Source organism: Actinoallomurus sp. NBC_01490 (assembly GCF_036227085.1).
Lineage (GTDB): Bacteria > Actinomycetota > Actinomycetes > Streptosporangiales > Streptosporangiaceae > Actinoallomurus > Actinoallomurus oryzae.
Window position 1 is genome coordinate 9334623 of sequence record NZ_CP109433.1, and the last position, 24880, is coordinate 9359502.

At 71.4% G+C, this 24880-nt stretch carries 15 protein-coding genes; 3 read left to right on the forward strand and 12 right to left on the reverse strand.

The window, feature by feature from the left end; translation table 11 throughout:
* The first annotated feature begins 516 nt into the window (after nt 1-516).
* The 3 genes from OG417_RS42860 (at nt 517) to rfbA (ending at nt 3499) form a co-directional block, all read left to right on the forward strand.
* Nucleotides 517-927, forward strand: a complete 411-nt coding sequence (locus tag OG417_RS42860; RefSeq protein ID WP_329241770.1) for a DUF5988 family protein — start codon at nt 517-519, stop codon at nt 925-927.
* Between the two features lie 152 nt (nt 928-1079).
* On the forward strand, nt 1080-2591 hold the full coding sequence (locus OG417_RS42865; RefSeq protein WP_329241772.1) for an NDP-hexose 2,3-dehydratase family protein: 1512 nt from the start codon (nt 1080-1082) through the stop codon (nt 2589-2591).
* The gene (gene rfbA, locus OG417_RS42870) at nt 2588-3499 is read left to right on the forward strand and encodes a glucose-1-phosphate thymidylyltransferase RfbA (RefSeq protein WP_329241775.1); all 912 of its coding nucleotides are present in this window, start codon (nt 2588-2590) and stop codon (nt 3497-3499) included. The genes OG417_RS42865 and rfbA overlap by 4 nt, the downstream gene beginning before the upstream one ends.
* Here rfbA and OG417_RS42875 read toward each other — a convergent pair.
* The 12 genes from OG417_RS42875 to OG417_RS42930 form a co-directional block, all read right to left on the reverse strand.
* Nucleotides 3474-4328 (reverse strand): AfsR/SARP family transcriptional regulator, encoded by an 855-nt coding sequence (locus tag OG417_RS42875; RefSeq protein WP_329241777.1) that lies wholly within the window; start codon nt 4326-4328, stop codon nt 3474-3476. The genes rfbA and OG417_RS42875 overlap by 26 nt on opposite strands.
* 377 nt (nt 4329-4705) lie before the next feature.
* Nucleotides 4706-5677, reverse strand: a complete 972-nt coding sequence (locus OG417_RS42880) for an oxidoreductase (RefSeq protein ID WP_329241780.1) — start codon at nt 5675-5677, stop codon at nt 4706-4708.
* A gap of 193 nt (nt 5678-5870) precedes the next feature.
* Nucleotides 5871-6704: a class I SAM-dependent methyltransferase gene (locus OG417_RS42885; RefSeq protein WP_329241783.1), complete on the reverse strand. Its 834-nt coding sequence runs from the start codon at nt 6702-6704 to the stop codon at nt 5871-5873.
* Nucleotides 6705-6830: 126 nt separating this feature from the next.
* A complete protein-coding gene (gene rfbB, locus OG417_RS42890; RefSeq protein ID WP_329241786.1) occupies nt 6831-7895 on the reverse strand; it encodes a dTDP-glucose 4,6-dehydratase in 1065 nt (354 codons plus the stop codon).
* A 10-nt stretch (nt 7896-7905) separates the two neighbouring features.
* Nucleotides 7906-8637 (reverse strand): PIG-L deacetylase family protein, encoded by a 732-nt coding sequence (locus OG417_RS42895; protein ID WP_329241788.1) that lies wholly within the window; start codon nt 8635-8637, stop codon nt 7906-7908.
* A gap of 14 nt (nt 8638-8651) precedes the next feature.
* On the reverse strand, nt 8652-9758 hold the full coding sequence (locus OG417_RS42900) for a GNAT family N-acetyltransferase (RefSeq protein ID WP_329241791.1): 1107 nt from the start codon (nt 9756-9758) through the stop codon (nt 8652-8654).
* 36 nt (nt 9759-9794) lie between these two features.
* Entirely contained in the window at nt 9795-10307 is a 513-nt protein-coding gene (locus OG417_RS42905; RefSeq protein ID WP_329241794.1) for a DUF6879 family protein, read from the reverse strand.
* 164 nt (nt 10308-10471) lie between these two features.
* Nucleotides 10472-11809 (reverse strand): FAD-dependent oxidoreductase, encoded by a 1338-nt coding sequence (locus OG417_RS42910; RefSeq protein ID WP_329241797.1) that lies wholly within the window; start codon nt 11807-11809, stop codon nt 10472-10474.
* Between the two features lie 111 nt (nt 11810-11920).
* Entirely contained in the window at nt 11921-12514 is a 594-nt protein-coding gene (locus OG417_RS42915; protein ID WP_329241800.1) for a flavin reductase family protein, read from the reverse strand.
* A complete protein-coding gene (locus tag OG417_RS42920) occupies nt 12511-13368 on the reverse strand; it encodes a thioesterase II family protein (protein ID WP_329241803.1) in 858 nt (285 codons plus the stop codon). Before OG417_RS42920 ends, OG417_RS42915 begins: the two co-directional genes overlap by 4 nt.
* Nucleotides 13365-15836, reverse strand: coding sequence for a beta-ketoacyl synthase N-terminal-like domain-containing protein (locus OG417_RS42925; protein WP_329241805.1), 2472 nt, complete (start codon nt 15834-15836; stop codon nt 13365-13367). The genes OG417_RS42920 and OG417_RS42925 overlap by 4 nt, the downstream gene beginning before the upstream one ends.
* 2 nt (nt 15837-15838) lie before the next feature.
* Nucleotides 15839-24859, reverse strand: coding sequence for an SDR family NAD(P)-dependent oxidoreductase (locus OG417_RS42930; protein WP_329241808.1), 9021 nt, complete (start codon nt 24857-24859; stop codon nt 15839-15841).
* Nucleotides 24860-24880 lie beyond the last annotated feature (21 nt).

Genomic DNA, 24880 nt, shown 5'->3' on the forward strand with positions numbered 1-24880 from the left:
CGTCTCAAGATGCCAAGTCAAAACCGGCCCAGTGCAACGGTCAAGGGGAAGCTTGTCGACATCAAGAGAAGCTATAGAAGACCGGAAGAGTCCAGGAAGAAACTGACTGAACGTAGCCATCCCCTGACGCTGAATATTCGAGCTCAATTTCGGATGACTCTTAATACAGACAAGTCGTGACCTATTTGAATTTCAAGTCATAAAATCCAGATTCGGTCCACCCTAATCAAGCCCATAACGCCACGGCCAGCGAGATCACGCTGACCGAAAAGAGTCATCGCGCGCCGAATCCGGTGGCACATCCCGGCCGCCCCCGCCCCCTCACCACCCCGCTCCGGGCGATGTCACCCGCATCGCCGGGCCCGAAGATCACGCCACACCCCCGCACGCGCATCGCCTCCCGGCCGATATTAGCAATCCTGGAGATGTGCGAGATTCACATTCGACACACAATGGCCGATAGTAGGCCGACAGCGTCTTTTTTCACGGACTTTCTACCGATCCGGCGGTGTCAGAATGGACCAGAGCGCGGAGTTCGGCCGGGCCGTCGAGCCTGCCGATGACGATACGCATGCGTGCGGTCTGATTTTCGGTGAACAAGGACCGGACCACATTTCCCGAGCCGGCACAGGCCACCTGGACGGACCTTGCCGGCATGCGCGAGCGAGCGCCGATTGGAGCGGACTTTCGATGGCGAAAATCGATCGGCTCACATCCGGTGAGGACACCTTCGAAGCGGTACTCATCGGAGGACCCGCCGACATTCCCGTGGCCGCCCGGACGGTTCGGGCCGCCGCCACCGAGACGAAGATCAAACTCAGGCATCGTAACGGCTATGAGCATTTCGAGATCGTGAGTGATCCGGACGGGCACCGCACCGAGCGAGCGATATTCCGCTGGACCATGCGCACAAAGATCGCCGAGTAGTTCCTACCCGGGGCGCCCGGAGAGCGCTCACGGCCGCACCAGGCCTGCCGTTTCGACTCCCCGTCGACGATCTCTAAAGCGACGTTCGACTCGGCCCTGAGAGCGGAGAGCCATACTCCACACGCCATGAGTCCGACCGAGCGGAAGAGATCATGAATTTGGTCGCGCCCGACATCGGTGGTCGCAGCGCCCCTGTCCAGGCGCGGCTGGCCGCCTCGGCTCTGTCCCGGAGCCACCGTCGTCCCTCCGGTGCCCCGGCGGCCGCGGCCGGCCGCGCCGCGCACGGTGCGCACACGGAGCCCGACGTGTCCGTCCGCTGGCTGGCCCGTTCCGCCGGCCGTCTCCCCATGGCGGTGGATCGAGTCGCGCTGGACGACCTCGGCGGGTGGACCCGTGACGCGACGACCGGCAACCTCGGCCACCGCAGCGGCGGGTTCTTCAGCGTCGAGGGCATGGCGGTCGAGGCCGCCGACGGCCCGGTCGGTTCCTGGAGCCAACCGGTCATCCACCAGCCCGAGGTGGGGATCCTCGGCATCCTGGCCAAGGAGTTCGACGGGGTCCTGCGTTTCCTGCTGCAGGCCAAGGCCGAACCCGGCAACCACAACGGAGTCCAGTTGTCCCCGACGGTCCAGGCCACGCGCAGCAACTACACGCGGGTCCACCGGGGCAGACCCGTGCCTTACCTCGACTACTTCCGGCACGCATCACGGCACCGGGTCCTCGTCGACGTACGGCAGTCCGAACAGGGCTCGTGGTTCTTCCGCAAACGCAACCGCAACATGGTCGTCGAGGTCGCCGAGGAGGTGGAGGTACGGGACGGTTTCCGGTGGCTGACGCTCGGTGAGATCCACGCGCTGCTCGCCCGCGACGACACGGTCAACATGGACACCCGGACGGTGCTCGGCTGCCTTCCCGTCACCGGCACCGACCTGACGCCGATGTTCGACGTGCCGGGCTCCGACCGCTTCCGTACCGCGCTGGTCCGCTCCTGCGATCCGGCCGCCGGCGCGCTCCATGACGCGACCGGCGTCCTCAGCTGGATCACGGAGGCACGGACGGTGACCGGCATACGGACCCGGCTGGTGCCGCTGGACGAGGTGAAGGGCTGGCGTCGCACCGCCGGCCGGATCCACCATCGCAGCGGGCGCTTCTTCGAGGTGATCGGGGTGCGGGTCCAGGCGGCCGGCCGAGAGGTCGAGCGATGGGACCAACCGATGATCAGGCCGGTCGGCACCGGTGTGATCGCGTTCCTCGCCGGCTCGATCGGCGGTGTGCTGCACGTGCTCGCACGGGCGTCGGCGCAGCCGGGATACGCCGACGTCATCGAGCTGGCGCCGACGGTGCAGTGCACTCCGGGAAACCACGAGCATCTCCCGGCCGCGGCACGGCCGCGGTTCCTGGAGGAGGTACTCGGGGCCGACGAGGAGCGGATCAGGTTCGACGCCGTGCTGTCGGAGGAAGGCGGCCGGTTCTTCCACGCCCGCAACCGCTACGTCATCGTCGAGGTCGACCCCGACGCGGTGGCCGAGCCGCCCGGCTTCCGCTGGCTCGCGCCGCACCAGCTCGGCGAGCTGGTCAGGCACGGCCACTACCTGAACATCGAGGCCCGCAGCCTGCTGGCGTGCCTGCACAGTCTCAAGTCGACGGCCGGGAGCGTGAAGTGAAAGGGATCATCCTCGCCGGCGGCACGGGTTCGAGGCTCCAGCCCGCGACCCTGGCCGTCTCCAAGCAGCTGTTCCCCGTCAGCGACAAGCCGATGATCTACTACCCCCTCTCGGTGCTCATGCTCGCCGGGATACGCGACATCCTCATCATCTCCACCCCCGTCGACCTGCCCATCTTCCAGCGCCTGCTCGGCGACGGCTCACAACTCGGGCTCCGCGTCGGCTACGCACGGCAGTCGGAGCCCCGAGGACTCGCCGACGCCTTTCTCGTCGGCGCGGACCACATCGGCGACGAACCCGTGGCGCTGATCCTGGGGGACAACATCTTCCACGGACATTCCTTCGTCGACCTGCTGGCCGCGAACGTCACCAACGTCGACGGCTGCGTCCTGTTCAGCTACCCGGTCAACGACCCGGAACGCTACGGAGTCGGCGAGGTCGATGAGAGAGGCCGCCTGATATCGATCGAGGAGAAGCCGGAGCGCCCCCGCTCCAACCGGGCGATCACCGGGCTGTACTTCTACGACAACGACGTCATCGAGATCGCGCGGAGGCTGCGGCCGTCGCCTCGCGGCGAGCTCGAGATCACCGACGTCAACCGCGCCTATCTGGAGAGAGGAAAGGTCCGCCTCGTCAACCTGGGACGGGGCTTCGTCTGGCTCGACGCGGGGACCCCCGAGGCACTCCTCCAAGCCGGCCAGTACGTCCGGACCATCGAGGAACGCCAGGGGGTTCGGATCGCCTGTATCGAGGAGATCGCCTTGCGCAAGGGCTTCATCAGCGTGGACGAGTGCCACCAGCTCGGAGCCGAGATCGCCGAGTCCAGTTACGGCCGGTACGTCATGGCCATCGCCAAGGAGGTCGGCTCCGTGGGCGACGTCGCTAGCGGCCCCGCCTGGTACCGCTGACGGCGGCAGCGGGGCGGCCGACGTCACGCAGCGCCAGTCCCGCGGACCAACGCGGGGACGACACGGGCTCCGATCCCGGCGCCAGCATTCGCAGATGGAGGCGTTGCAGCTCGGGTGAGGGATCGAGCCCCAGTTCCTCGTTCAGCAGCGCGCGGAGCTGCCGGTAGGCCGTCATCGCCTCGGCACGCCGGCCCGCGCGGTGAAGCGTCTCGATGAGCTGGCCGTGGAACCACTCGTGGAGCGGGTAGCGCGCCACGAGAGAGCGCAGTTCACCGATGAGGTCGCGGTCCCGGCCGAGCTGCACGTCGGCCTGGATCCTCAGCTCCAGGGCGCGCATCCTCTGTTCCTGCAGCCGCACGGCGTCCGTGCTCAGCAGGCGCCCTTGGGTGACGTCGGCCAGGGGCGGCCCGGTCCACAGATCGAGTGCCTGTTGCAGCCGCTCCGAGGCTCGCTCGGGCTGTCCCGCGTCGAGCAACCGCCGCCCCTCCGTCACGTGCTGTTCGAAGACGCATACGTCGAGCTGGGCCGGCTCGATCTGAAGCAGATAGCCGAACGGCTGGGTGGACAGCAGGCTCTGACCGCCGGGTGCGAGCCCCTCGCGGTCGATGGTCTTGCGCAGCTGGTAGACGTAGGTCTGTACGGTCGTCGACGCGCTCCGGGGCGGATCGTCCCCCCACAGCTCTTCGATGACCGAGCCGATCTGCACCAGCCGGCCGACCCGCAGCAGGAGCAAGGCCATGACCTGGCGCTGCTTCGGCGCGGTCAGCGTGCACGTCCGGCCGCGGTGCTTTATCTCAAGACTGCCGAGAAGCTTAAAGCACACCATCATGCGTCCCCTTCGTTGAGGGTCCGGCCGATGACGCCGTCGTCATAACCGCCCCGTTGAGGCCAAGAATGCCGCCCGATCGGGCGTACTGTCTTCGCTGAGATTGCTCGCTGTTCCTTTTTAGGGGGCGTGCGCCGGCGGCCTTCGGCCGTCGCGCACAGGTCGGCACCATGAACTTCGAACCGCTCACCGGTCCGCCGGTCGGATTCAGCCCATAGGGCGCCGAGCAAATGAATATGCGCGTGTCAATTTCCGGAAGACGAATCCGGTCGCGATATTCGAACGCGCGAATACCGAATCCGTCGCGGCCGCCCATCCTCTCGCTTTCCGTGGACGGCCCCCACAGGACGCCGCCGGCGGGAATGCGAGCGGCGGCGGCCTCAGCTTCGCCCGACACCGTTGAGCGCATCGAAGGTCACGCCGGTGCGCTCGACCGAGATGCCCCACAGGCGTCGCGCGATGGCCTCGTCATTCGCCGCACGGTATCCGTCTCGGCGCACGGGCCTGTCGCCGCGCATCTGGAGGAAGCCGTTCAGCGTGACGTAGCTGCCGCCCGGCAGACCGGGCTCGGTCGCCGCGTAGAGCGTGGTCCAGGCCCCCTTGTCGACCGGCTGCGCCATCAGGCGTGAGACCAGCCGTGCGGCCGCCTTCGACATCCCGCCCGCCGTGTCGGTCTCCTTCGTCAGCACTCCGCTGTCGGTCATGCCGGGCGCGACGACCATGCTCCGCAGCGGCACGCCCGCCGCGGAGGCCCTGCGGTGCAGTTCGAGGGCGAAGTAGAGGTTGGCCTTCTTGGATCGGCCGTAGGCACGGACGGAGCTGTAGCGCCGGGCGGAGTCGAGATCGTCCAGGTCGAGCCGGGCGGCCAGCTGCGCCTCGCTGGCGACCGTGACCACGCGCGGTTCGTCGGACTTCAGCAACGGGGCCAGCATGAGCCCGGTGAGCGCGAAGGTGCCGAAGTGATTGACGCCCATGTGCGTCTCGAACCCGTCGACCGTCCGTCCCCGGCGGACCATCACGACTCCGGCGTTGTTGACGAGCAGGTCGAGACGGTCGTGGTCCCAGGTGGCCGCGAACTCCCGGATCGAGGCGAGGCTCGCCAGGTCCAGCATGCGGAGTTCGGCCTGTGATCCGGGCACCTCCTCGCGCAGCCGGGAGAGTGCCGCGAGGCCGCGCTCGGCGCTGCGGCAGGCCAGCACGAGCCGCGCGCCGGCGCGGGCGAGCTCACGGACGATCACCCGGCCGATTCCGCCGTTCGCCCCGGTCACCAGGGCCAGCTTCCCGCTCTGGTCCGGAAGAGGCTCGGCCGACCATGGCCCGCTCCCCGGCCGTTGTGTCTGATGTGCCGTCATCTGGACTTCCTTCGTCCGACCGGCTTCGGCCGGGAATCGAGCCGAGGGATGACCGGTGAGGGAACCGAGGATTCCCTCACCGGATGACCGTCGCCGCTCCGTGCGGGGGCCGGTCACCGGCCGCGGGGCCGGCGATTCTCTCGTTGGGCCCGGCCGACGTGGTCGCCGGCCGGGCGGGTGCTCTCCGCGCCCCTCAGGGCCGGACCGCGGTGGTGAGCCAGGCGGGCGTGCTCATGTGCACGCCGTCCGGCCGTTCGAACGGCCGGAGCGCCTCGATGACGCCGCGGCGGGCGCGATCCCTCACCTCCGGGTCGAGGGCCTCGAAGACCTGGCGGCCCTCCTCGAAGGAGAACAGGAAGTCGGCCGCGTCCTCCGCGTCGCGCCCCCACACGTTCGTGCGGACGACCTCTTCGTTCGACACCTCGGTGAATCCGGCGTCGTTCAGAACGCGGGCGATGTTGTCCGGGGTCGGGAAGCCGTCCGCCATGTCCCCCGCGGGCACCTCCGGCATCGGCAGGTTCGCCGCCATGGCGGCGAACACCTGACCCCAGTCGCCCTTTCCGTGGTCGCCCACGCACACCGCCGCGAGCCGCGCGCCCGGGCGCATGGCACGGGCGATGTGCGACATCGCCTGGACCGGGTCCGCGAAGTACATCAGGCCGAACCTGCTGAGGACGACGTCGAACTTCCCTTCGGGGAACTCGTGCACCTGCGCGTCGCCCTGCACGAATTCGATGTTCGACAGGCCTTCACCGCGCGCCTTCTCCCGCGCCGTCTCGAGCATGGCCGCCGACAGGTCGATTCCGACGACGTCACCTCTGGTGCGCTTCGCCGCGATACGCGTCGTCTGGCCGGTCCCGCAGCCGATGTCCAGAACGTTGTATTCCGGTGCAACAGGGGCGGCGGCGAACAGGTCGGCGTTGAATGCTCCGTTCACCATGTCCAGGCGATCCGGTTCCTCGGCGTATCGGGTGCCGTCGAGGCCATTCCACACTTCGGCTTGTGCTGCATTGACGACGCTGGCCACAATGAACTCCTCGGTTGGTTCTACCGGCGACGATGTACGCACATCGAATGGTCATTCCGTCTGCATAAAAGTGTTTCACACGCACCCACGGTGTCACCTCCGAGATTGCCGTCACCGATCGGCTGATCACATGGGGGAACGCTTTGGCAGGTCGGAGTGCCGGCGTCTTTCGCCGCCGTTTTCCTGTGCGCCGTTTCCGGGCTCGGCCGCGGACGGCCGTCCACCTCCGGCCAGATGCGCCGCCGCCAGCGGCTCCCACCACCAGCGGTTTTCGGCGTACCACCGAATCGTCTCGGCCAGACCGCTCTCGAATTCGATCCGCGGTGTGAAGCCGAGTGCGCGCAGTTTGCCGTCCGACAACGAGTAACGCAGATCGTGCGCCTTGCGGTCCTCGACGTGCCGGACCCGCTCCCAGCCGTGGCCGAAAGCCGCGAGGATCCGCTCGACCAACTGCAGGTTGGTCAGTTCCGCCGTGCCCGCGACGTGGTAGACCTCACCGGCCACACCGTGCTCGGCGACCACGCGGATGGCCCGGCAGTGATCGTCGACGTGAATCCAGTCGCGCACGTTGTGCCCGTCCCCGTACAGGGGAACGTCCCGGCCGTCGAGGAGGTTGGTGACGAAGAGCGGGATCGCCTTCTCCGGGTACTGGTAGGGCCCGTAGTTGTTGCCGCACCGGGTCACGCACACCGGCAGTCCGTACGTCCTGTGGTAGGCCAGCGCGATCAGGTCCCCGCCGGCCTTCGCCGCCGCGTACGGTGAGTTGGGGGCCACCGGGCTCGTCTCGTCCCACGATCCGGTGGCGATGCTCCCGTAGACCTCATCGGTGGAGACCTGCACGACCCGGGGGGTACGCGCGTCGAGACACGCCTGAAGGAGCGTCTGGGTGCCCAGCACGTTCGTGCGCACGAACTCGTGCGCGGCCTGGATCGAGCGGTCCACGTGCGACTCGGCGGCGAAGTTCACGACCAGGTCGTGGCCGGGGACCACCCGGGACAGCAGGCCGGCGTCGCAGATGTCGCCGTGGACGAACCGGAACCGGCCGGCGACGCGATCGAGGTTGCGCAGGTTGCCCGCGTACGTCAGCTTGTCGAGCACCGTCACCTCGACGTCTGTTCGCTCCTCGGCGAGCAGCGACCGCACGTGGCTGGAACCGATGAAACCCGCGCCACCGGTGACGAGAATCCGCATCGGACCCCCGTCAGACCCGGACGACTTCGAAGGCGATCGCGGGCACTCCCCCGAACCTCTCACCGAAGCGCTGTGTCTTCTTCTCCAGGAAGTCGCGCGCGTCTCCCATCGGATGGCCCACGCCGAGGCTCGTCAGGTACTCGCGGTGGGCGTCCAGCGCCGCGACGCCCGCGTCGAGCGTTCCGGTGACGTCGACCGCGTGCCCGGAGTACGGCGAGCCGCCGACCGCGACGTAGCGCACGCCGGCCCACGGCTCCAGTCCCTGTTCCAGCAGCTCGGGGAAGATCCACCGGTTGCCCGCGTCGGTGGCGGCGTCGAGGGCGGCGATGCCGACGTTGCGGTGGTCGGGAGAGTTCCAGTCGCCGCTGCGCCACCGCTCGTGGTAGTTCAGCGTGATGAGGATGTCGGGACGGTGCCGGCGGATCGCCGCGGCGATGTCCCGGCGCAGCGGCAGGCCGTACTCCACGACGCCGTCGGTGTAGTCCAGGAACGTGACGTCGTGCACGCCGACGACGGCGGCCGCCTTGATCTGCTCGGCCTCGCGGATCCGCCCCGCCTCCTCGGGGGGCGCCGAGTCGATCCCCGCCTGCCCCCGCGTGACGAGCAGGTAGGCGACCTCACGGCCCGCCGTGGTCCACGCCGCGACCGCGCACGCGGGTCCGTACTCCAGGTCGTCCGGGTGCGCCACGACGGCGAGCGCTCGCTGCCAGTCGTCGGGCATCGGCACATACGGGTCGGCCATCGCTCACCTCGTCGTCATTCGTTCACCCGGACGGCGGCGTAGAGGGTATTGGTCACGCAGCCGCGGGAGCGCTTCGCGTCGATCGTGCCGATTCCATAGCCGATGTTCCGTATGCCGATGGAGGGCGCCAGCTCCGCCGGGCGGTAGAACATCGTCTCGAAATACGTGAACGACGCATCCGGGTCCTCGTAGTCCGTACCGGTCATCAGGACCGTCCATTCGCTCTCATCGGCGATGAACGTGCTGAAGCCGAGGAGCCGGTCCTCCTTGCGTGCCTCGATGACCAGGAAGTCGGAGCCGAAGTGGTCGTGGAGGTAGCGCAGCGAGAAGGCCTCGCGTTCCGGGTCGGGTGAACCGCCGTACTTGGCGATCAGGTTGCACCGCAGGCGCAGCAGCTCGGGCTCGTCATCGGTCAGACCGCGCTCGGTGATGACGATGCCGCGTTCCTTGATCTCGCGGCGCTCACGGCGGACGGACGTGCGCCGGTTCCGCGACAGCGTCGCCAGGTAGCCCTCGAACTCTGTCCACCGGACCGGCATGTCGCAGCGCTCGACCATCGGGACGAGGATGAACCCGTGCGACCGAAGGGCCTGCAGGTATTCGGTGTAGTCGGACCGCAGGTACAGGTGGACGACGCTGCGGACACCGTTGCCGCGACCCCATCGAATCAGCTCTTCGATGAACCGGTCGGCGGCGCCGCGGTCCCGGGCGGCCCGGCCGACGGGCATCGTCTCGTAGTTGGGGAACATCACCAGGCAGCACGGGAACAGCGCCGCCGGGTCGGCGTCCTTCCACGGGTGCGGACCGCCCGGCGCCAGCGGGGGGTCACTCGTCGCGGAGACCCCGCTGAGCACCAGGTACGGGTCGAACCTCGGATGCTCTCCCGGCTCGGCCGGCACGCCGCCGCAGAATCCCACGGACAGCGCGCCGTCGGCGTCGTACAGCCCGAAGGTGCGAAGGCCACCGGCGATCCGCTGGTGCGCGAGGTCGACCCACCGGGTGCGCAGCGTCGCCGGCGCGTCGCGGATCTGGTCGTCCCAGTCGGCGGGCAGGCCCTCGCCCACCGAGAAGCGGCCGTCCCGGTGGGCCGCGGCGGACGGGGAGGATTCGGTCTCGGTCATCGTCGTCCCAACCGTGTCGCGGGCGTGGCCGAGCCGTCAGCGGACGGGCTGATAGTCCTTGTGGTCGACGGCGCGTTCCCAGACCGCCTCGAAGGCGTCGACGCACGCCTTGACGATGGCCGGATCGTCGGTCAGCTCGTGCGGACCGTAGGAGCCGTCGCCGGCGAAGTGGGTGAAACGGACGAGACGGTTGTCGAACACCCAGTAGTCGTTGCCCGGCAGAAGCAGGTCGGAGGCCAGACGTCGCGGAAGCCAGCGGACGGCCTCCCCGCACGGCTCGTTGACGATGGTCGTCGTCTCGTACTCGTACTGGATGAAGTCGGTCACGGGTTCGGACACGATGCGGGCCCGCCTCCAGTTGATGCCCCGGCCCACCGCCGCTCCGACCAGTTTCACCCAGTCTCCGTGCCGGTCGTACTCGATCGGCCTGCCCGCCTTCCAGTCGACGTAGACCGCGCCCTGCGGGGTGTACATGTCGCGCATCTCCAGGTGCACGGCCGAGAACTTCGTCTGGGCGATGAGTTCCTTGAACTCGGGAACGTGCGTCATCGGTTACCTCCGCGAACCTGTCTTCCGCGCTCGGTGACGAGCCAGGTGCCCGCCGGTGGCGTGGCCGTGCGGGCGGTTCTGGCCGGTCGGTGATCTGCTCATCCTCGCAACGCCGAGCCGAGCCGTCTTCGCGCAAATTGCTGTGCTTCGTTCGAATCTCGGCCTCAGCGCGCCGGTGACCGGCGGGCGGCCAGCAGCGTACGGGCGACGGTCCGTGGCCGGAACAGGACCGACGGCGGTGCCATGAGGTGCTGGACGTCGAGGATCGCCTTGTGCACGGCCGGGGACACATGGCTGGCGAGCATGACCTGCCGCACGTAACGGTTGAGCAGGTCGATGCCGAACGGTCGCGGGCCGACGGTCTCGGGGTAGGCGAAGTCACTGCCCGTCGACATCTGCCACGGCACGTCGATGACCTTCCCGGCCAGCCGGTAGTAGTCGCCGGCCATCTCCGCGGACGCGACGCCGTAGTGGTCGAGGCACCGTCCGAGCGCGATGGCCTCCAGAGTGGCGACCGTCATGCCCTGTCCGTAGAGCGGGTTGAAACTGCAGATCGCGTCGCCGAGCGCGACGTATCCCGCGGGCAGCTTGCGCAGTTTCTCGAACGACCGCCGGCGCGCCATCGGGTAGTGGAACTTACGTGCGTCGGCGTCATCGACCGGCTTCGCCGTGTTGACGAGGTCGGCCAGGTGGGGAAAGGGCAGCCCGTCGGCGAACTCGGCATAGCCGGTGGGATCGACGGGAGCGTGGGCACGGTGCCAGCCGCCGAGTGTGACCACCCAGCGGTCGCCCTCCACCGCGAACGCCGCGGCGGCCCGCTTGTCGTACGGAGGCACCGCCGAGCACAGGTACAGCAGCGCGCCGCCGGGAAGGTCGCCGGGCTCCCGGTGGAACAGCCGCGTCGTGTAGCCCACGTCGATCTTGACGGTCGTGATCTCCGGGGCGGGGCAGCCGAGCCGGTCGAGCCAGGGGTCGCTCCGGGTACCGCTGCGCCCGGTCGCATCGACCACGAGGTCGGCGGAAAGGAACTCGTCTCCGTGCAGTTCGACGCCGGTGACGCGTCCGTTGACGCCCATCAGGCCGTCGACGGAGGTCTGATCGTTGATCCGGACGTTGGGCAGCGCGGCCACCCGGCCTCGTATCGTCGTCTCCAGGAACGCGCGGGTGAGGCTCGTACCGAGCATGCCGCTGGGGAAGCGCACCCGCAGGGCTCCCATCTGGTGGAAGAGCAGGTCCTTCCCCGGGTCGAACGGAACCGCGCCGCCCCTCACCAGCTCGTCGAACAGGCCGGGGAACAGCTTCTCGAGGGCCATACGGCCACGGATCAGCAGGGCGTGCGCGTGCGGGCTCTGCGGGACGGCACGCCGATCCTCCGACGCGGTCGGCAGCGTGTCACGGTCGACGACCGTCACCTGTTCGAACCTGTCGGACAGCACCTTGCCGGCCACGAGCCCGCCCACGGACGCACCGATCACGACGGCGTGCCCACCGATCCTTCCCATGGCCTCTCCTCGATTCCGGCTTTCGGTGTGTCTCTCGTATCGAGCCTGGTCGGACCGCGCGCGATCGTCTTCTCCCGTGTTGCTCGGGCTGCGCCGGATCCGGAACAGGCGTCAGGAGATGAAGTCGTACTCGTAGTAGACGGCGCTTCCCGCGACGGCGTCGCGCCAGGTCGCGTAGCGGCGCAGCCCGTACAGCAGGGGCCGGTGCGCGCCCACCCGGGTGATCCCCCGGATCCGCCCCATGATCACCGCATGGTCCCCGACGACGCTGTTGTCGGTGACCGTGCAGTCCGCGATGGTGTGCGCGGAGTTGAGCAGGTGCGGCCCGGCGGTGTACTCCGTCACATGCCACTGGATGTGGTCGAAACGGTCCGCGACGCCGGAGGAGAACAGCTCGGCCGTGGCCTTCGCCTCGTCGTGCAGGAGGTTGACGGCGAAGAGGCCACACTCCTGGATGGCCCGCAGGGTCGGGCTGCCGCACCTCAGGCAGATCAGCAGGATCGGCGGATCCAGCGACACGCTGCACAGTGACGTGCAGGTCATGCCCCAGGGCCGGCCGTCGCGGTCCATCGTCGTGACGACCGAGACACCCGTCGGGAACCCCGCCCAGAGGGGACGGATGTCGACCGGCTCTTCCGGCTCGCCGTTGGTGAGGGCGGCACCCGGCAGTTCACCGGCGCGCGGCACCCGCTCGTGGGTGGTCATGATCGTGTCGCCTCCTGGGAAAGGAATGCCGGCCGGCGGGTCCCGCTCGCCCCGAGTGCCCGGACCGGCGTGCGGGAACGACGTGCCAGCGAACGCTGGATCTCCTCCCGGACCGCCCGGCCGAGCGCCGGGAAGGCGGTGCCCAGGAAGTAGAAGTGCCTTCCGGCGAACAGGCGCCAGCGGAACGGGCCTGTCGTCTCACTTGCCCACGCCGCGAGAGAGGCGGGTGGCGCCAGCGGATCCTTCGTGCCCCCGAACGCCGTCACGGCCGCCGGCAGCGGAGTCCGATCGGGGGCCGGACGGTAAGACCCGAGCGCCCGCAGGTCGCCACGGACGAGCCGGACGAAGCGATCGCGAAAGTCCGGCACCTCGTCGATCCGGCCGGGCACGCTCCCGGTCCGGGCCAGCTCCCGCATCAGCTCGTCGTCGGGCAGATCCGGCCGGTCCAGCGTCGTACGTACCCGGTGGTCCGGGGCGGGGCGCGCCGAGACTCCCACCCAGCGCAGATCGACGTGGTCGATCACGGACCGGGCGGCCTCGGCGGCCACGGTCGCGCCGAGGCTGTGCCCGAACAGCGCGATCGGAGGGCCGGACCAGCCGAGGACGTCCTCGGCGGCGACGGGGACGAGCTCGGCCATGTCCGTGATCGGCGGCGACCGGTGGCGCTTGCCCCGGCCGGGCAGATCGACCAGCACCAGGTCCCACGTCCTCGGAAGGTCACGCGCCAGCGGGTAGTACGCGGCGGCCGAGCCCCCCGCGTGGTGGAAGACCAGGAGGCGCAGATCCGGATCGTCCACCGGCCGCGGCCGGATACCCGGGGGCCGCGCCGCGCCGGCGCCGGTCCCGCCGCTCACGCCCGGCTCTCCGCCGGTACGGCCGCCATCTCGGCGATGTGGTCGATGAGGCGCTCGACCAGCTGCGCCACGGGGATGTCGATGGGCAGGTCCTCCGGCGGCGTGCCCGTCTGGAAATGCTCCTCCACCTTCGTGAGGTAGAGGGTGAAGATGAACGAGTCACCGCCGATCTCCAGCAGGGACAGGCCGGGATCGACCTCGTCCGGGGCGTCCAGGACGTCCCTGAGCACGGCCAGGAGATACCCGCGCATGCCGTCCCGGTCGTGCGGGTCCGGCGGTGCCGGCCGTCCGGCGTCGTCCGCCTCGGCGGTGGCCGTGCCGTCGGCCGCGCCGGCGGAGGGCTCCAGCGGTTCGTCGATCCAGAACCGGACGCGGCGGAACGGATAGGTGGGCAGGTCCGCGACCAGCCGCGCGCCCGGTGCCCGCAGCGCGTCCAGACGCGGATCGCCGCCACCGGCGAACCAGGCGGCGAGCGCATCGAGGAACAGCTCGGGCGCCTGCTCGGGAGCGTCGCCGGCCAACGGCACCGAGCGCGTGCCGCCATCGCGCTCGGACCGCCACTCGAGCCGTACGGTCCCCGCCCCCGCCGGCCCGCCCGATCGCCGTCGTACCCGTACGCCGATCCGGCCGAGGAGGCGCGTGAGCCGCTCCCCCGGCGTGTCCGGCGCGCCGTCGAGGGCGGGGCGCAGCCCGGGGAACGTGTCGGCGAGCGCGGCGACCGCGCGGGCGAGCGGGTCCGTGTCCTCACCGTCGCCCGGAAGCCACAGCGTCGCCGAGCGCACCGGCGTCACCGGGGTCAGGGGTCCGCGAGCCACCTCCTCCGCGAGGCGTTCGGCCAGTTCCGCCGGCGTGGTCCCGGTGACCGCGAGGCGGTGGGCGAAGACCGCCCGACCGGCCCTCAGCGTGTGGCAGACGGAGGACATCTCCGCCGGCTCGGCCTTGTTCAGGTACGCACCGACGGCTCCGGCGAGGTCCGCCAGCGCCTCCGGGCTCTTCGCGGACAGGGTCAGCAGTTCCCGCCGGGGGCCGGTGGAGAGCGCCGCCGCCTCGTCCGCCTCGTCCGGCTCGTACGCCTCCAGCACGGCGTGCACGTTGGTCCCGCTCATGCCGAACGAGTTGACGGACGCGATCCTGCGCGGCAGCGATCGCGGCCATGGCCCGTTGCGACGCGGCACCGTGAAGTTCATCCGGTCCCAGGGAATGTGGGGGTTGAGGTCGCCGTCCGCCTCCGACGCGGCGGCGGGAATCTCTCCGTGCCGCAGCATCAGCACCGTCTTCGCCAGCGCCGCGAGGCCTGAGGCCGCTTCCATGTGGTTGAGCCTGGCCTTCACGCTTCCCAGGGCGAGCGGCACGCCCCGTGCCCGGATCGCATCGCCGACGGCGCCGTCGATGGCACCGATCTCGATGGGATCGCCGAGCGCCGTACCGGTGCCGTGGGCCTCGATCCAGCCGATGTCCGCCGGATCCACGCGTGCGTCGGCGAGCGCCGCCCTGATGACCTCCTGCTGGGCGGGGCCGTTGGGTGCGGTCAGCCCGGACGCCGCCCCGTCGTGGTTGGCGGCCGTGCCGCGGACGACGGCGAGGATCGGATGCCCGCCGCGCTCGGCGTCGTCGAGGCGCATCAGCAGCACCGCGCCGACGCCCTCCGCCCGCCCGTACCCGTCCGCGGACGCGAGGAACGACTTGCACCGGCCCGCCGGCGACAGCGCCCGGGTCTGGCACAGCGACACCATGAGGTTCGCGGACAGCAGGAGGTTCGACCCGCACACGAGGGCGTAGCGGCAGTCCCCGTTGCGCAGGCCGCGCACCGCGAGGTGCAGCGCGGTGAGGGAGGACGAGCACGCGGTGTCGACGCTCACCACGGGCCCGGAGAAGTCCATCACGTGGCTGATGCGCCCGGCGCCGAAGCACAGACCACCGCCGGTCGTGTAGTACGGGTCGATGCGGGTCCGTGAGGAGTCCTCCAGCCGCTCGCTGTACTCCGACGCCATCATGCCCAGATAGACGCCGACGTTCAGCCGCTCGGACCGCCGTACGGCGACGCCCCCGCGCTCGAGGGCCTCCCACGCGGTCTCCAGAAGCATCCGCTGCTGCGGATCGAGCAGTTTGGCCTCCCGATGGGTGATGCCGAAGAACTCCGCGTCGAAGTGCGCGATGTCGGAGATGAAGCCACCGCGGTCGACGTACGAGCGGCCCGGCCGGCCGACGACCGGGTCGTAGACCGCGCGCAGGCCGGGGCGGTCGCCCGGGATCTCCGACACCGCGGTCTCCTCGCCGCGCAGGAAGTCCCAGTACCGGTCCGGGGAGTCGAGGTCGGGAGGAAACCGCAGGCCCATGCCGACCACGGCGATCGGTGCGTGCCGGGCGCCCTCCAGCTCCCGGATCCGTGCCTTCAGCCGCTGGGACAGCCGGAGCTGGTCCTCCAGCAGCCTGCGAATCTCCGGGGAGTCCACCATGTCCACTCTCATTTCTAGGATGTGAGGTCTGCCCGCACGGCCTGGACGAGCTCGTCGAAGGACAGGTCGGCCGGGTCCGCCGCGTCGTCTTCGTCGCCCGCACCGCCCCGGCCGGTCACGCCGTTCTCGCCGTTCTCGCCGTTCTCGCCGGCCGGTCCGGGCTCCTCGCCGAACAGCAGCCCGGTGACATGGGTGGCGAGCTGTCCGACGGTGGGATGGTCGAGCGCCACCGTCGCGGGCAGGTCCGCGCCGAGCGCGTGGGCCAGCCGGGTGCGCAGGTCGATCACCATGATCGAGTCCAGTCCGAGCTCGCTGAACCCGACGTCGTCCTCTGCCGGCGCCGGGGCGCCGAGAACGTCGGCCACCATGTCGCGCACCGCGTCGCGGAGCCGGTCGTCGCGGTCCACCGGATCGGCGCCGGTCAGCCCATCGGCCAGCCAGCCGCGCGGCCGCCCGTCCGGCTCCGGCTCGGGTGGCGCCTCCCTCTTCACGCCCAGCTCCGCGAGCAACTCCGCGCGGGGATGGCCGGCCGCGTTGGCGAGGTACCGTTCCGCGTCGAGCGCCACGGCCACGAGCCGGGTGTGGCCGCCGTCGACGGCGAGCCCCAGCAGTTCCTCGGCCTCCTCGTCGGTCAGGGCGCGGGTGCCCATCCGCTCGATCGCCCGCTCCACCGCCGACGACGCCGCCATGCCGCCCTTGACCCGCGGGATCCACGCGCCCCAGTCGATGCTCGTCGCCGGAAGACCACGGGCGCGCAGTGACTCGGCGAGGCCGTCGAGGTAGCCGTTCGCGGCCGCGTAGTTGGCCTGTCCCGCGGTCCCCAGCACGCTCGATGCGGAGGAGAACAGCACGAACGCGTCCAGCTCGTGGTCGCGCAGCTCCGCGGCCAGGGCCGCGGCGCCGCGCGCCTTGGCCGCGAACACCGTCTCGAACGCCGCGGGAGTGAGGGCCTCGAAGGCGTGGTCGTCGTTGACCCCGGCCAGGTGCAGGACGGTGCGAAGCGGCAGGTCGCGTCCTGCCTCGGCCACGGCCCGCCGGCACGTCTGCGGCGCGGTGACGTCGCCGCGTATCACGTGGACGCGCACTCCGAGCTCGGCCAGTTCGCGGATGACCTTCCGGGCGTCCTCGTCGGGCGCCGAACGCCCCATCAGCGCGATCGACCGAACGCCCTTGCGGGCGAGAAAAGCGGCGGCACTGAGGCCGAGCGCGCCGAGACCGCCGGTGATCAGGGCGGCACCCTCACCGATGACGGCGTCTTCGGCGGCGTCGGACCGGTCGGCGGCGCTGAGCCGTGCCACCTGCACCTCGCCGGCGCCGACCTTCAGCCGTGTCTCGGGAACGCCCTCGTCGAGGGAGCCGAGCAGCGCTCGCGCGAGCGTGGCGTCGTCCCATCCGCCGGCGAGTGTGACGCGCAGCAGCCGGCGATCCGCCTGCTCGGTCTCCAGTGCGGTCAGCAGGCCGTACAGCGACTCGCGTACCGGCGCCGCGCGTTCGTCGCCCGCGCACAGCACGGCGTAGGGAACCTCGCGCGGGACCTCGCGGAGTCGCTCGGCGAGGGCGATGACCGAGGCCAGCGCGTCGTCGGGCGTGCTCGCGTCCGCATCGGCGAAAGACGCGTCGACGATCAGGTCGGGGACCGCATCGCCGATTTCGCCGGCCGCCGCGGCCGTGACGCGATGGCCCGTGGATTCGAGCGCGCGGCGCAAACCCGCAGAACCGCCGTCGCGGTCGATGACCGCGACGTGCCGCCGGTGCTCGGCCACCGCCTCCGCCGCATCCGCTGCCGGCCGCCGCGGAGTCCACGACAACGTGTAGGCGTGCACGGTGCTCTCCCGCAGGGACCGTTGCAACAGCGCGCGGGGAGCCCTCCGGAACCGGAAGCCCTCCACGGCCAGGACGGTCGCGCCGCCCGGATAGAAGAGGTGGAGGTCCGCGGCGTCGATGTGCAGCAGGTCATCGGACTCCCGGTCCTGGCGGGTGGCCCGCACGTGGCCCCACAGCTCACGGCCGGGCACGGGGCGCCCGGGAAAGGCGAGCCGCGACGCCGCGAACGGGATGCCCAGGGCACGCTGCTCCGCCGCCTCGCTTCCGGGCAGGCCGACCGCGAAGGCGACCGTGCTCTGCAGCACCGAGTCCAGCAGGCCGGGATGGATCTCGTATCCGGCCGGGTCCTCGTTCATCTCCGGCGGCTCGGCGTACCGGACCAGCGCCTCGTCCCCGCGGATCCAGACCTCACGGATCCAGCGGAACGACGGGCCGAGGTGGTAACCGAGCGTCCGCAGGTGCTGGTAGAAGTCGTCGCCGGACAGGTGGCGCTCCGCGCCGCCGACGAACGCGCCGGCGTCCGGCACGGGCCAGGACGCCGCCGGGTCCGGCGGGACCACCCGGGCGGCCAGATGCTCCTGCCAGCGGTTCGTGTCCGGGTCGATGAGGCTCTGCACGCTCACCGTACGCGCGCCGTGGTCCTGCGTCGCGTCGATGATCTGCATTTCGTAGCGCTCGCCCTCGTGCAGGACGAGCGCGCGCGGGAAGTGCAGGTCCTCCAGGACGAGCGGTGTTCCGTCGGAGCCGAGAGCCGACAGCACGGTCGCCGTCTGCGACGCACCCGGCACCGACACGGTGCCGAAGAGCCGGTGGTCGGTGAGGTGGGCGGGGAAGTCGGTGCTGCGCTCGGTGGCGAACACCCGGCCGCGCAGTCCGGGCGAACGCAGCTCCGTGCCCCACGCCGCACGCCGGACCGCGCCGGACGACGCCTGCCACGGCACGTCGCTCCAGTGCCGGGTCTCGGCGAACGGGTACAGCGGTGCCGGCGGACGGTCCCCGCCCGCCCGCGGATGGATGCGCTGCCAGGCGAAGTCCTGCCCCTGCTCGTACAGCGCGGACACCGCGGTGAGCATGGCGGCCCGATCGCTCGACCGGCGGCGCAGCGAGGAGACGAGGCCGCCGCGGGGCGTGAGTTTGGCGGCCTTCACCAGGTTGATGAGGGTCCGGTCCGGGCCGACCTCCAGGCAGACGTCGATGTCGAGGTCGCCCAGCCGCCGCGCCCCGTCGTGGAACCGCACCGGGTTCCGGGCGTGGCTCGCCCAGTACGCCGCGTCGTACTCTCCGGGCTCGACGAGCCGCCCGGTCAGGTTCGAGATGATCGGCACCTGCGGCGCGCGCATCTCCAGCGCGGCGACGGCCGCCGTGAACTCCTCCAGCATCGGGTCCAGCAGCCGGGAGTGGAACGCGTGCGACACGCTGAGCCGGCGGTGCCGGACCTTCCGCTCCTTCAGCCGTTCCACGAACGCCCCGATCGCCTCGGACGGACCGGACACCACGGTCGAGCCGGGCCCGTTCACCGCGGCGACGTCCAGGTCGCGGTCCGCGATCCAGCCGGCGACGTCCTCCTCGGAGGCCACGACCGACACCATGGCCCCGCGTTCGGTCGCCTGCATCAGCCGCGCCCGCTCCGCGATCAGCCTGAGGCCCGCCTCCACGTCCAGCACACCGGCGTGGATCGCGGCGGCGATCTCCCCGACGCTGTGCCCCATCACGACGGCCGGGGTGACGCCCCAGGACTCCCAGAGGGCGGCGAGCGCGATCTCCAGGGTGACGAGTGCCGGCTGGGTGACCCGCGTCTCGTCGATCACCGCCGGATCGTCGCCGTACAACGTCAGCTCGGCGAGCGACGCGCCGAGCAGGGGGGTGAGCGTCCGGTCGCAGCGGTCGAAGGTGTCGCGGAAGACGGGTTCGGTCTCATAGAGCTCGCGGGCCATGCCGAAGTACTGGCTGCCCTGGCCGGCGAACAGGAACGCGACGCGCGGGGCGCCGGTGGCGGGCCCCTTGGGCGCCGGTGCGGCCAGACCGGTCAGCAGCGCGTCCCTCGTCGTGCCCAGCAGGGCGCGGCGGTACGGGAAGTGGGCACGCCCCACGGCCGAGACGGCGGCCAGGGCGCCGAGCTCATCGTCGGAGGAGGTCTTCAGCCGGTCCGCCCACACGTCCGACAGCCTGGCCAGCCCCTCCGCGTCGGGCGCGGACAGCGTGATCAGGTGGGGTCCGTCGGGGGCGTCCGTGCCGGGTTCGCGGCCGCCCGGGTCCTCCGCCGGCGCCGCGAGGACGAGGTGGGCGTTGGTCCCGGTGAAGCCGAAGCCGGACACGCCCGCGATGCGCCGTCCGCCGCCGGCCGGCCACGGCGTCGGCGCCGCGACGACCTCGACGTTCATGTCGGACCAGGCCACATGCGGGTTGGGTTCGCGGAAGTGAAGGTTGGCGGGGATCATCTCGTGACGCATCGCGAGGATCGTCTTGATCACGGCCACGACGCCCGCCGCGGACTCGCAGTGACCGACGTTGCTCTTCACCGAGCCGATGCGCAGCGGATCGTCCGGCCGCCGGCCCTCTCCCAGCACGCGCCACGCCGCGCCGATCTCGACCGGGTCCCCGAGGGAGGTTCCGGTGCCGTGCGCCTCGAGGTAGGACACGTCGCGTCCGGTCACGCCGGCGTCGGCCAGGGCGGTGCGGAGCAGTGCCTCCTGTGCGGTGCCGCTGGGCGCCGTCAGGCCCGACGAGGCGCCGTCCTGGTTGACGCCGCTGCCGAGGATCACGGCCAGTACCCGGTCTCCGTCGCGCCGGGCGTCCGACAGCCGTTTGAGGACCAGCACGCCACAGCCCTCCGCGCGGACGAAGCCGTTCGCGTCGGCGGAGAACGCCTTGCACCGACCGTCGGGCGAGAGCATGTGGGCCCGGCTCACGGCCACCGACGACGTCGGATCGAGGATGATGTTGACACCGCCCGCCAGCACCGCGTCGGTCTCGCCCCCGCGCAGGGATCTGACGGCCAGGTGCAGGGCCACCAGCGACGAGGAGCAGGCGGTGTCCACCGCGACCGCCGGTCCGCCGAGTCCCAGCAGGTAGGCGATGCGGCCGGCGGCCGCGTTCAGCGCGGTGCCCGTGCTGTAGTAGGCGTCGATGTGCTCGGGCCCGCCGCGGGCGAGGATCCGCGCGTAGTCGCTGTAGCTGACACCCACGAAGACGCCGGTACGCGAGCCTTTCAGGCCGTGAGGGTCGATGCCGCCGTCTTCCAGGGCGTGCCACGCCGACATGAGCAGCAGCCGCTGCTGCGGGTCCAGATCGTCGGCCTCACGCACCGGGATGTCGAAGAACGCGGCGTCGAAACGGTCGATGTGGCGGAGGAAGCCGCCCTGGTCGGTCGTCATCCGGCCGGTTCGCCGCGCGTCCTCGGTGAAGAGCATCGTGTCCCGGCGGTCCCGCGGCATGGCCGTGACACCGTCTTCGCCGCCGCGCAGCAGGTTCCACAGCTCGTCGACGGAGTCCGCGCCGGGGAACCGGCCGGCCATGCCGACGATCGCGATCGGTTCACCCCGGCCGTCGCCCGTCCCCTCACCGGTCGCCGGCCCGCCCGCCGGCCGGTCCGCCGCTCGCGGAACGGGCCGCGGGCGGTGACCGGCCGGCCGCCCTGCACCGCCCGCCACGCGATCCGCCTCCGCGGCCACGGGCCGGGTCAGGATGAACGCCGTCAGCTCGGCCACTGTCGGATGGTCGAAGACATCGGCGGCCTGCAGGTCCACGCCGAACGCGGCGGACAGCCGGCCGACGAGGTCGACTGCCATGATCGAGTCGATGCCCAGGTCCATGAACCCGGTGTCCTCGGCGACGGCGGACGCGTCGGTATGGCCCAGTTGCTCCGCCACCATGCGCCGTACGTGCGAACGAGCCGCCGCGGGACGGCTACGCTCCGGCAGTTCCGCCAGCTCCGCGGCGAGCGACGCCTCACCGCGCGCCGGATCCACGGCCCCGGCGGTGTCCTCCGTGACCACACCGGCGTACAGGCCGCGCCGCCGTACCGCCGCCATCACCCCGGTGAACCGCGGGAGGTCCAGCAGGCAGGCGATCACGTGTCCGGCAGGGCCGGCGGCCCGCGCGGTCAGTGCGGCGCGGCCCTGTTCGGCGCTCAGCGCGCCGACGCCGATCCGGTCGTATCGGCGCAGTGACGCGTCGTCGGCCATCCCGGCGCCGGCCAGCGCCCACGGGCCGTACGCGATGCTCACCGCCGGAAGCCCCAGCGACCGGCGGTGAGCCGCGAGGGCGTCCAGCGCTCCGTTCGCGGCGGAGTAGGCGCCCTGTCCCTCGGTCCCCCAGACCGCCGAGACGGACGAGACCAGAACGAAGAAGTCCAGCGGCCAGTCGCGCGCGGCCTCGTGCAGCCACCAGGCACCGGCGAACTTGCCGAGCAGCGCGGACTCGAAGTCGGCGGCGGTCAGGCGGGACAGCGGAACGGGGTCCGCCACCCCCGCGGCGTGAACGACGCCGCGTACCGGCGGCATCTCCGTGAGGCAGGCGCGGGCCTCGGCGAGCGCCTGCGGTGTCTCGCAGCCGCCGCCCCGGTACACGACGTGTGCTCCCGGCTCGCGCAGCCGGGCCAGGAACGCGGTGGTGTCCGTGTCCAGGGTCTCCGGGGCGCGGCGCCCGATCAGCAGCAGGTGACGGGCTCCGCGGCGAACCAGATCGGCGGTGATCTCGCGTCCGACCGCCCCGAGCCCGCCCGTGACGACATAGGTGGCGTCGCCCCGCACGGGAAGCTCCGGCCGGTGCCCGCTCGCGGCACGGAGCCGCGCCGCGAGCACCCGGCCTCCGCGCACGGCCACCAGGTCCTCGCCGGCCGCCGGTGGGTCGATGCCGGACGCGGCGGCGGCGAAGGCCAGCAACGCCCGCGTGTCCTCGGCCGTCGGTTCCCCCGGAAGGTCGATCACACCGCCCCAGGCGCCGCCGGCCTCCAGGCCGAGCACGGGCGCCAGGCCGTGCAGGGCCCCGTGGCCGACCGTGATCGCGGTGTCGCCGTCGCCGACGCGGCGGGCCGCGCGCGTGACCAGGAACACGCGCGCGTACGGCCCGCCGGCATCGGCCGCGGCGCTGACCGCCGTCGTCACCGCGGAGCAGAGCGCCGCTGTGACGGCCGCCGGGGAGGCGTGGCCGGCCGCGGCGTCCGGGAGCGGAGCCGCCTTCACGGTCAGGATCAGCGTGGTCTGTCCGCCGGTGGCGTGCGTCTCCCAGAACCCGCGCCAGTCCTCGGCGCCGTCGGGCGCTTCGAGGTGCCGCCAGCCCGCCGGGACGGCCGTGGGGCCGGCGCCGAGCACCGTCCCGGTCCGCCCCAGCGCCACGGCCTCGCCGACCAGCAGACCGAGAAGTTCGTCATCGTCGCCCGCGATGACCAGCGGGCCGCCGCCGGCCTCCGCGGCCGGTGCCGGAGCCGACGGTGCGGTCTCCCACGCCAACTCGTACGCCACCGGCGCCGCCGGTTCCACCGCGACATGGCCGGGCGCGTGCCGGACGCGCTGCCACGGATACGCCGGCAGGTCGATGATCCGGCGGGGCAGGTCCGCCGCCGGTCCGCCGTCCTCATCGCCGGGGCCGACCGTGACGGCCGCGGACGGCGTTCCCGCGGCCAGCGACCGCAGCGCCGCGGCCGCGTCGGCGGGGTTCGCCGCCGTGACGCGCGCCCGGACGTCGTGCCGGGCGCGTCCCCGGGTGACCGTGTAGGCGAACGCCGCGTAGTCGTCCGGGCCGATCCGGGCCACCCGTTCGGCGTAGCGGCGGGCCATGGCGCGGAGGGCCTCAGGGGTCTTGGCGGAGACCTCGAACCCGTCCGTCCGCTCCGGCCCGGTGCCCGAGACGGTGGCGTCGCCGGGATCGGGCGCGGCGAGGATCAGGTGCGCGTTGGTGCCGCTCATGCCGAACGAGCTGACGCCCGCGTAGCGTCCACCCGCCGGATCCCAGTCCGTCAGCTCGGCCGGAACCCCGATCGCGGTGCCGGACAGGTCGATGCGGGGGTTGAGGACGCGAAAGTGCACGACCGGCGGCGCCGCGCGGTGGCGCAGGCAGAGGATCGCCTTGAGGAGCCCGGCGACACCCGCCGCCGACTCCAGATGCCCGAAGTTCGTCTTGACCGCGCCGGTCAGGAGGGGCGCGCCGCCGTTGCGCCGGCCGATCGCGGTCGCCAGCGCCTCCATCTCGATGGGATCGCCGAGGGACGTACCGGTGCCATGGGTCTCGACGTATCCGATGTCGGCGGGTTCGACACCGGCGTCGGCCATCGCCTGTTCGAGCAGCGCCACCTGGGACAGGACGTTCGGCGCGGTGAACCCGCCCGACCTCCCGTCCTGGTTGACCGCCGAGCCGTGGATCACGGCGTGCACGCGGTCGCCGTCGCGCTGCGCGTGGTCGAGCCGCTTGAGCACGAGCGCGCCGCAGCCCTCACCGCGGGTGAACCCGTTGGCGCGAGCGTCGAAGGTCCGGCACAGGCCGTCGGGCGACAACGACCGCGTCTCCTGCACGAGACGGGTCGAGCGGGGGGACATGATGAGGTTCACCCCCGCCACGACCGCCGTCTCGCACTCGCCCCGGCGAAGCGCCTGGACGGCGAGGTGCGCCGCGACAAGGGAGGAGGAGCACGCCGTGTCGACCGCCATGGCCGGTCCGGTGAAGCCGAGGGTGTAGGCGATGCGGCCGGCCGCGAAGTTGTGGCCGTTGCCGGTCGTCCAGTACGCGTCCGGGTCCCCGGTCAGCCACTCACGGTAGTCCTGCCACATGATGCCGAGGTAGAGGCCGGTCTGGGCGCCGGCGAGCCGGTCCGGGGGCAGCGCCGCGTCCTCCAGCGCCTCCCAGGTGACCTCCAGGAGGAGCCGGTGCTGGGGGTCGAGCCCGCGCGCCTCGCGGGGGCTGATGCCGAAGAACGCGGCGTCGAAGTCCAGCACCTCGTCGAGAAAGCCACCCCGCTGCGGCAGGGTCGCCCAGGCTTCGGCGAACGGCCCCTTACGCGCCTCCGGCATCGGGCGCACCAGGTCACGGCCCTCCGCCAGCGCCTCCCAGTAGGCGTCGAGGTCCTCGATACCGCCCGGGAGGCGCAGCCCGGTGCCGATGACGGCGATCGGCTGGTTCCCCTCCTGCTCTTCCAGCCGCTGCCGCAACGACCGGATCGTCTCGAGCGCCCGGGTGAGAGGAGTCCGTTTCCCGTCGGTGAGGCTCATATCTTCCATGCAGTCGTTTCCTCGCTGTCG

Coding starts and splice junctions, on each gene's coding strand:
- OG417_RS42865 (WP_329241772.1), top strand. CDS start 1,080: ATGAATTTGGTCGCGCCCGACATCGGTGGTCGCAGCGCCCCTGTCCAG.
- OG417_RS42930 (WP_329241808.1), bottom strand. CDS start 24,859: ATGGAAGATATGAGCCTCACCGACGGGAAACGGACTCCTCTCACCCGG.
- OG417_RS42915 (WP_329241800.1), bottom strand. CDS start 12,514: ATGACCACCCACGAGCGGGTGCCGCGCGCCGGTGAACTGCCGGGTGCC.
- OG417_RS42880 (WP_329241780.1), bottom strand. CDS start 5,677: ATGACGGCACATCAGACACAACGGCCGGGGAGCGGGCCATGGTCGGCC.
- OG417_RS42860 (WP_329241770.1), top strand. CDS start 517: ATGGACCAGAGCGCGGAGTTCGGCCGGGCCGTCGAGCCTGCCGATGAC.
- OG417_RS42910 (WP_329241797.1), bottom strand. CDS start 11,809: ATGGGAAGGATCGGTGGGCACGCCGTCGTGATCGGTGCGTCCGTGGGC.
- OG417_RS42900 (WP_329241791.1), bottom strand. CDS start 9,758: ATGACCGAGACCGAATCCTCCCCGTCCGCCGCGGCCCACCGGGACGGC.
- OG417_RS42895 (WP_329241788.1), bottom strand. CDS start 8,637: ATGGCCGACCCGTATGTGCCGATGCCCGACGACTGGCAGCGAGCGCTC.
- OG417_RS42875 (WP_329241777.1), bottom strand. CDS start 4,328: ATGATGGTGTGCTTTAAGCTTCTCGGCAGTCTTGAGATAAAGCACCGC.
- OG417_RS42905 (WP_329241794.1), bottom strand. CDS start 10,307: ATGACGCACGTTCCCGAGTTCAAGGAACTCATCGCCCAGACGAAGTTC.
- OG417_RS42925 (WP_329241805.1), bottom strand. CDS start 15,836: ATGAGAGTGGACATGGTGGACTCCCCGGAGATTCGCAGGCTGCTGGAG.
- rfbB (WP_329241786.1), bottom strand. CDS start 7,895: ATGCGGATTCTCGTCACCGGTGGCGCGGGTTTCATCGGTTCCAGCCAC.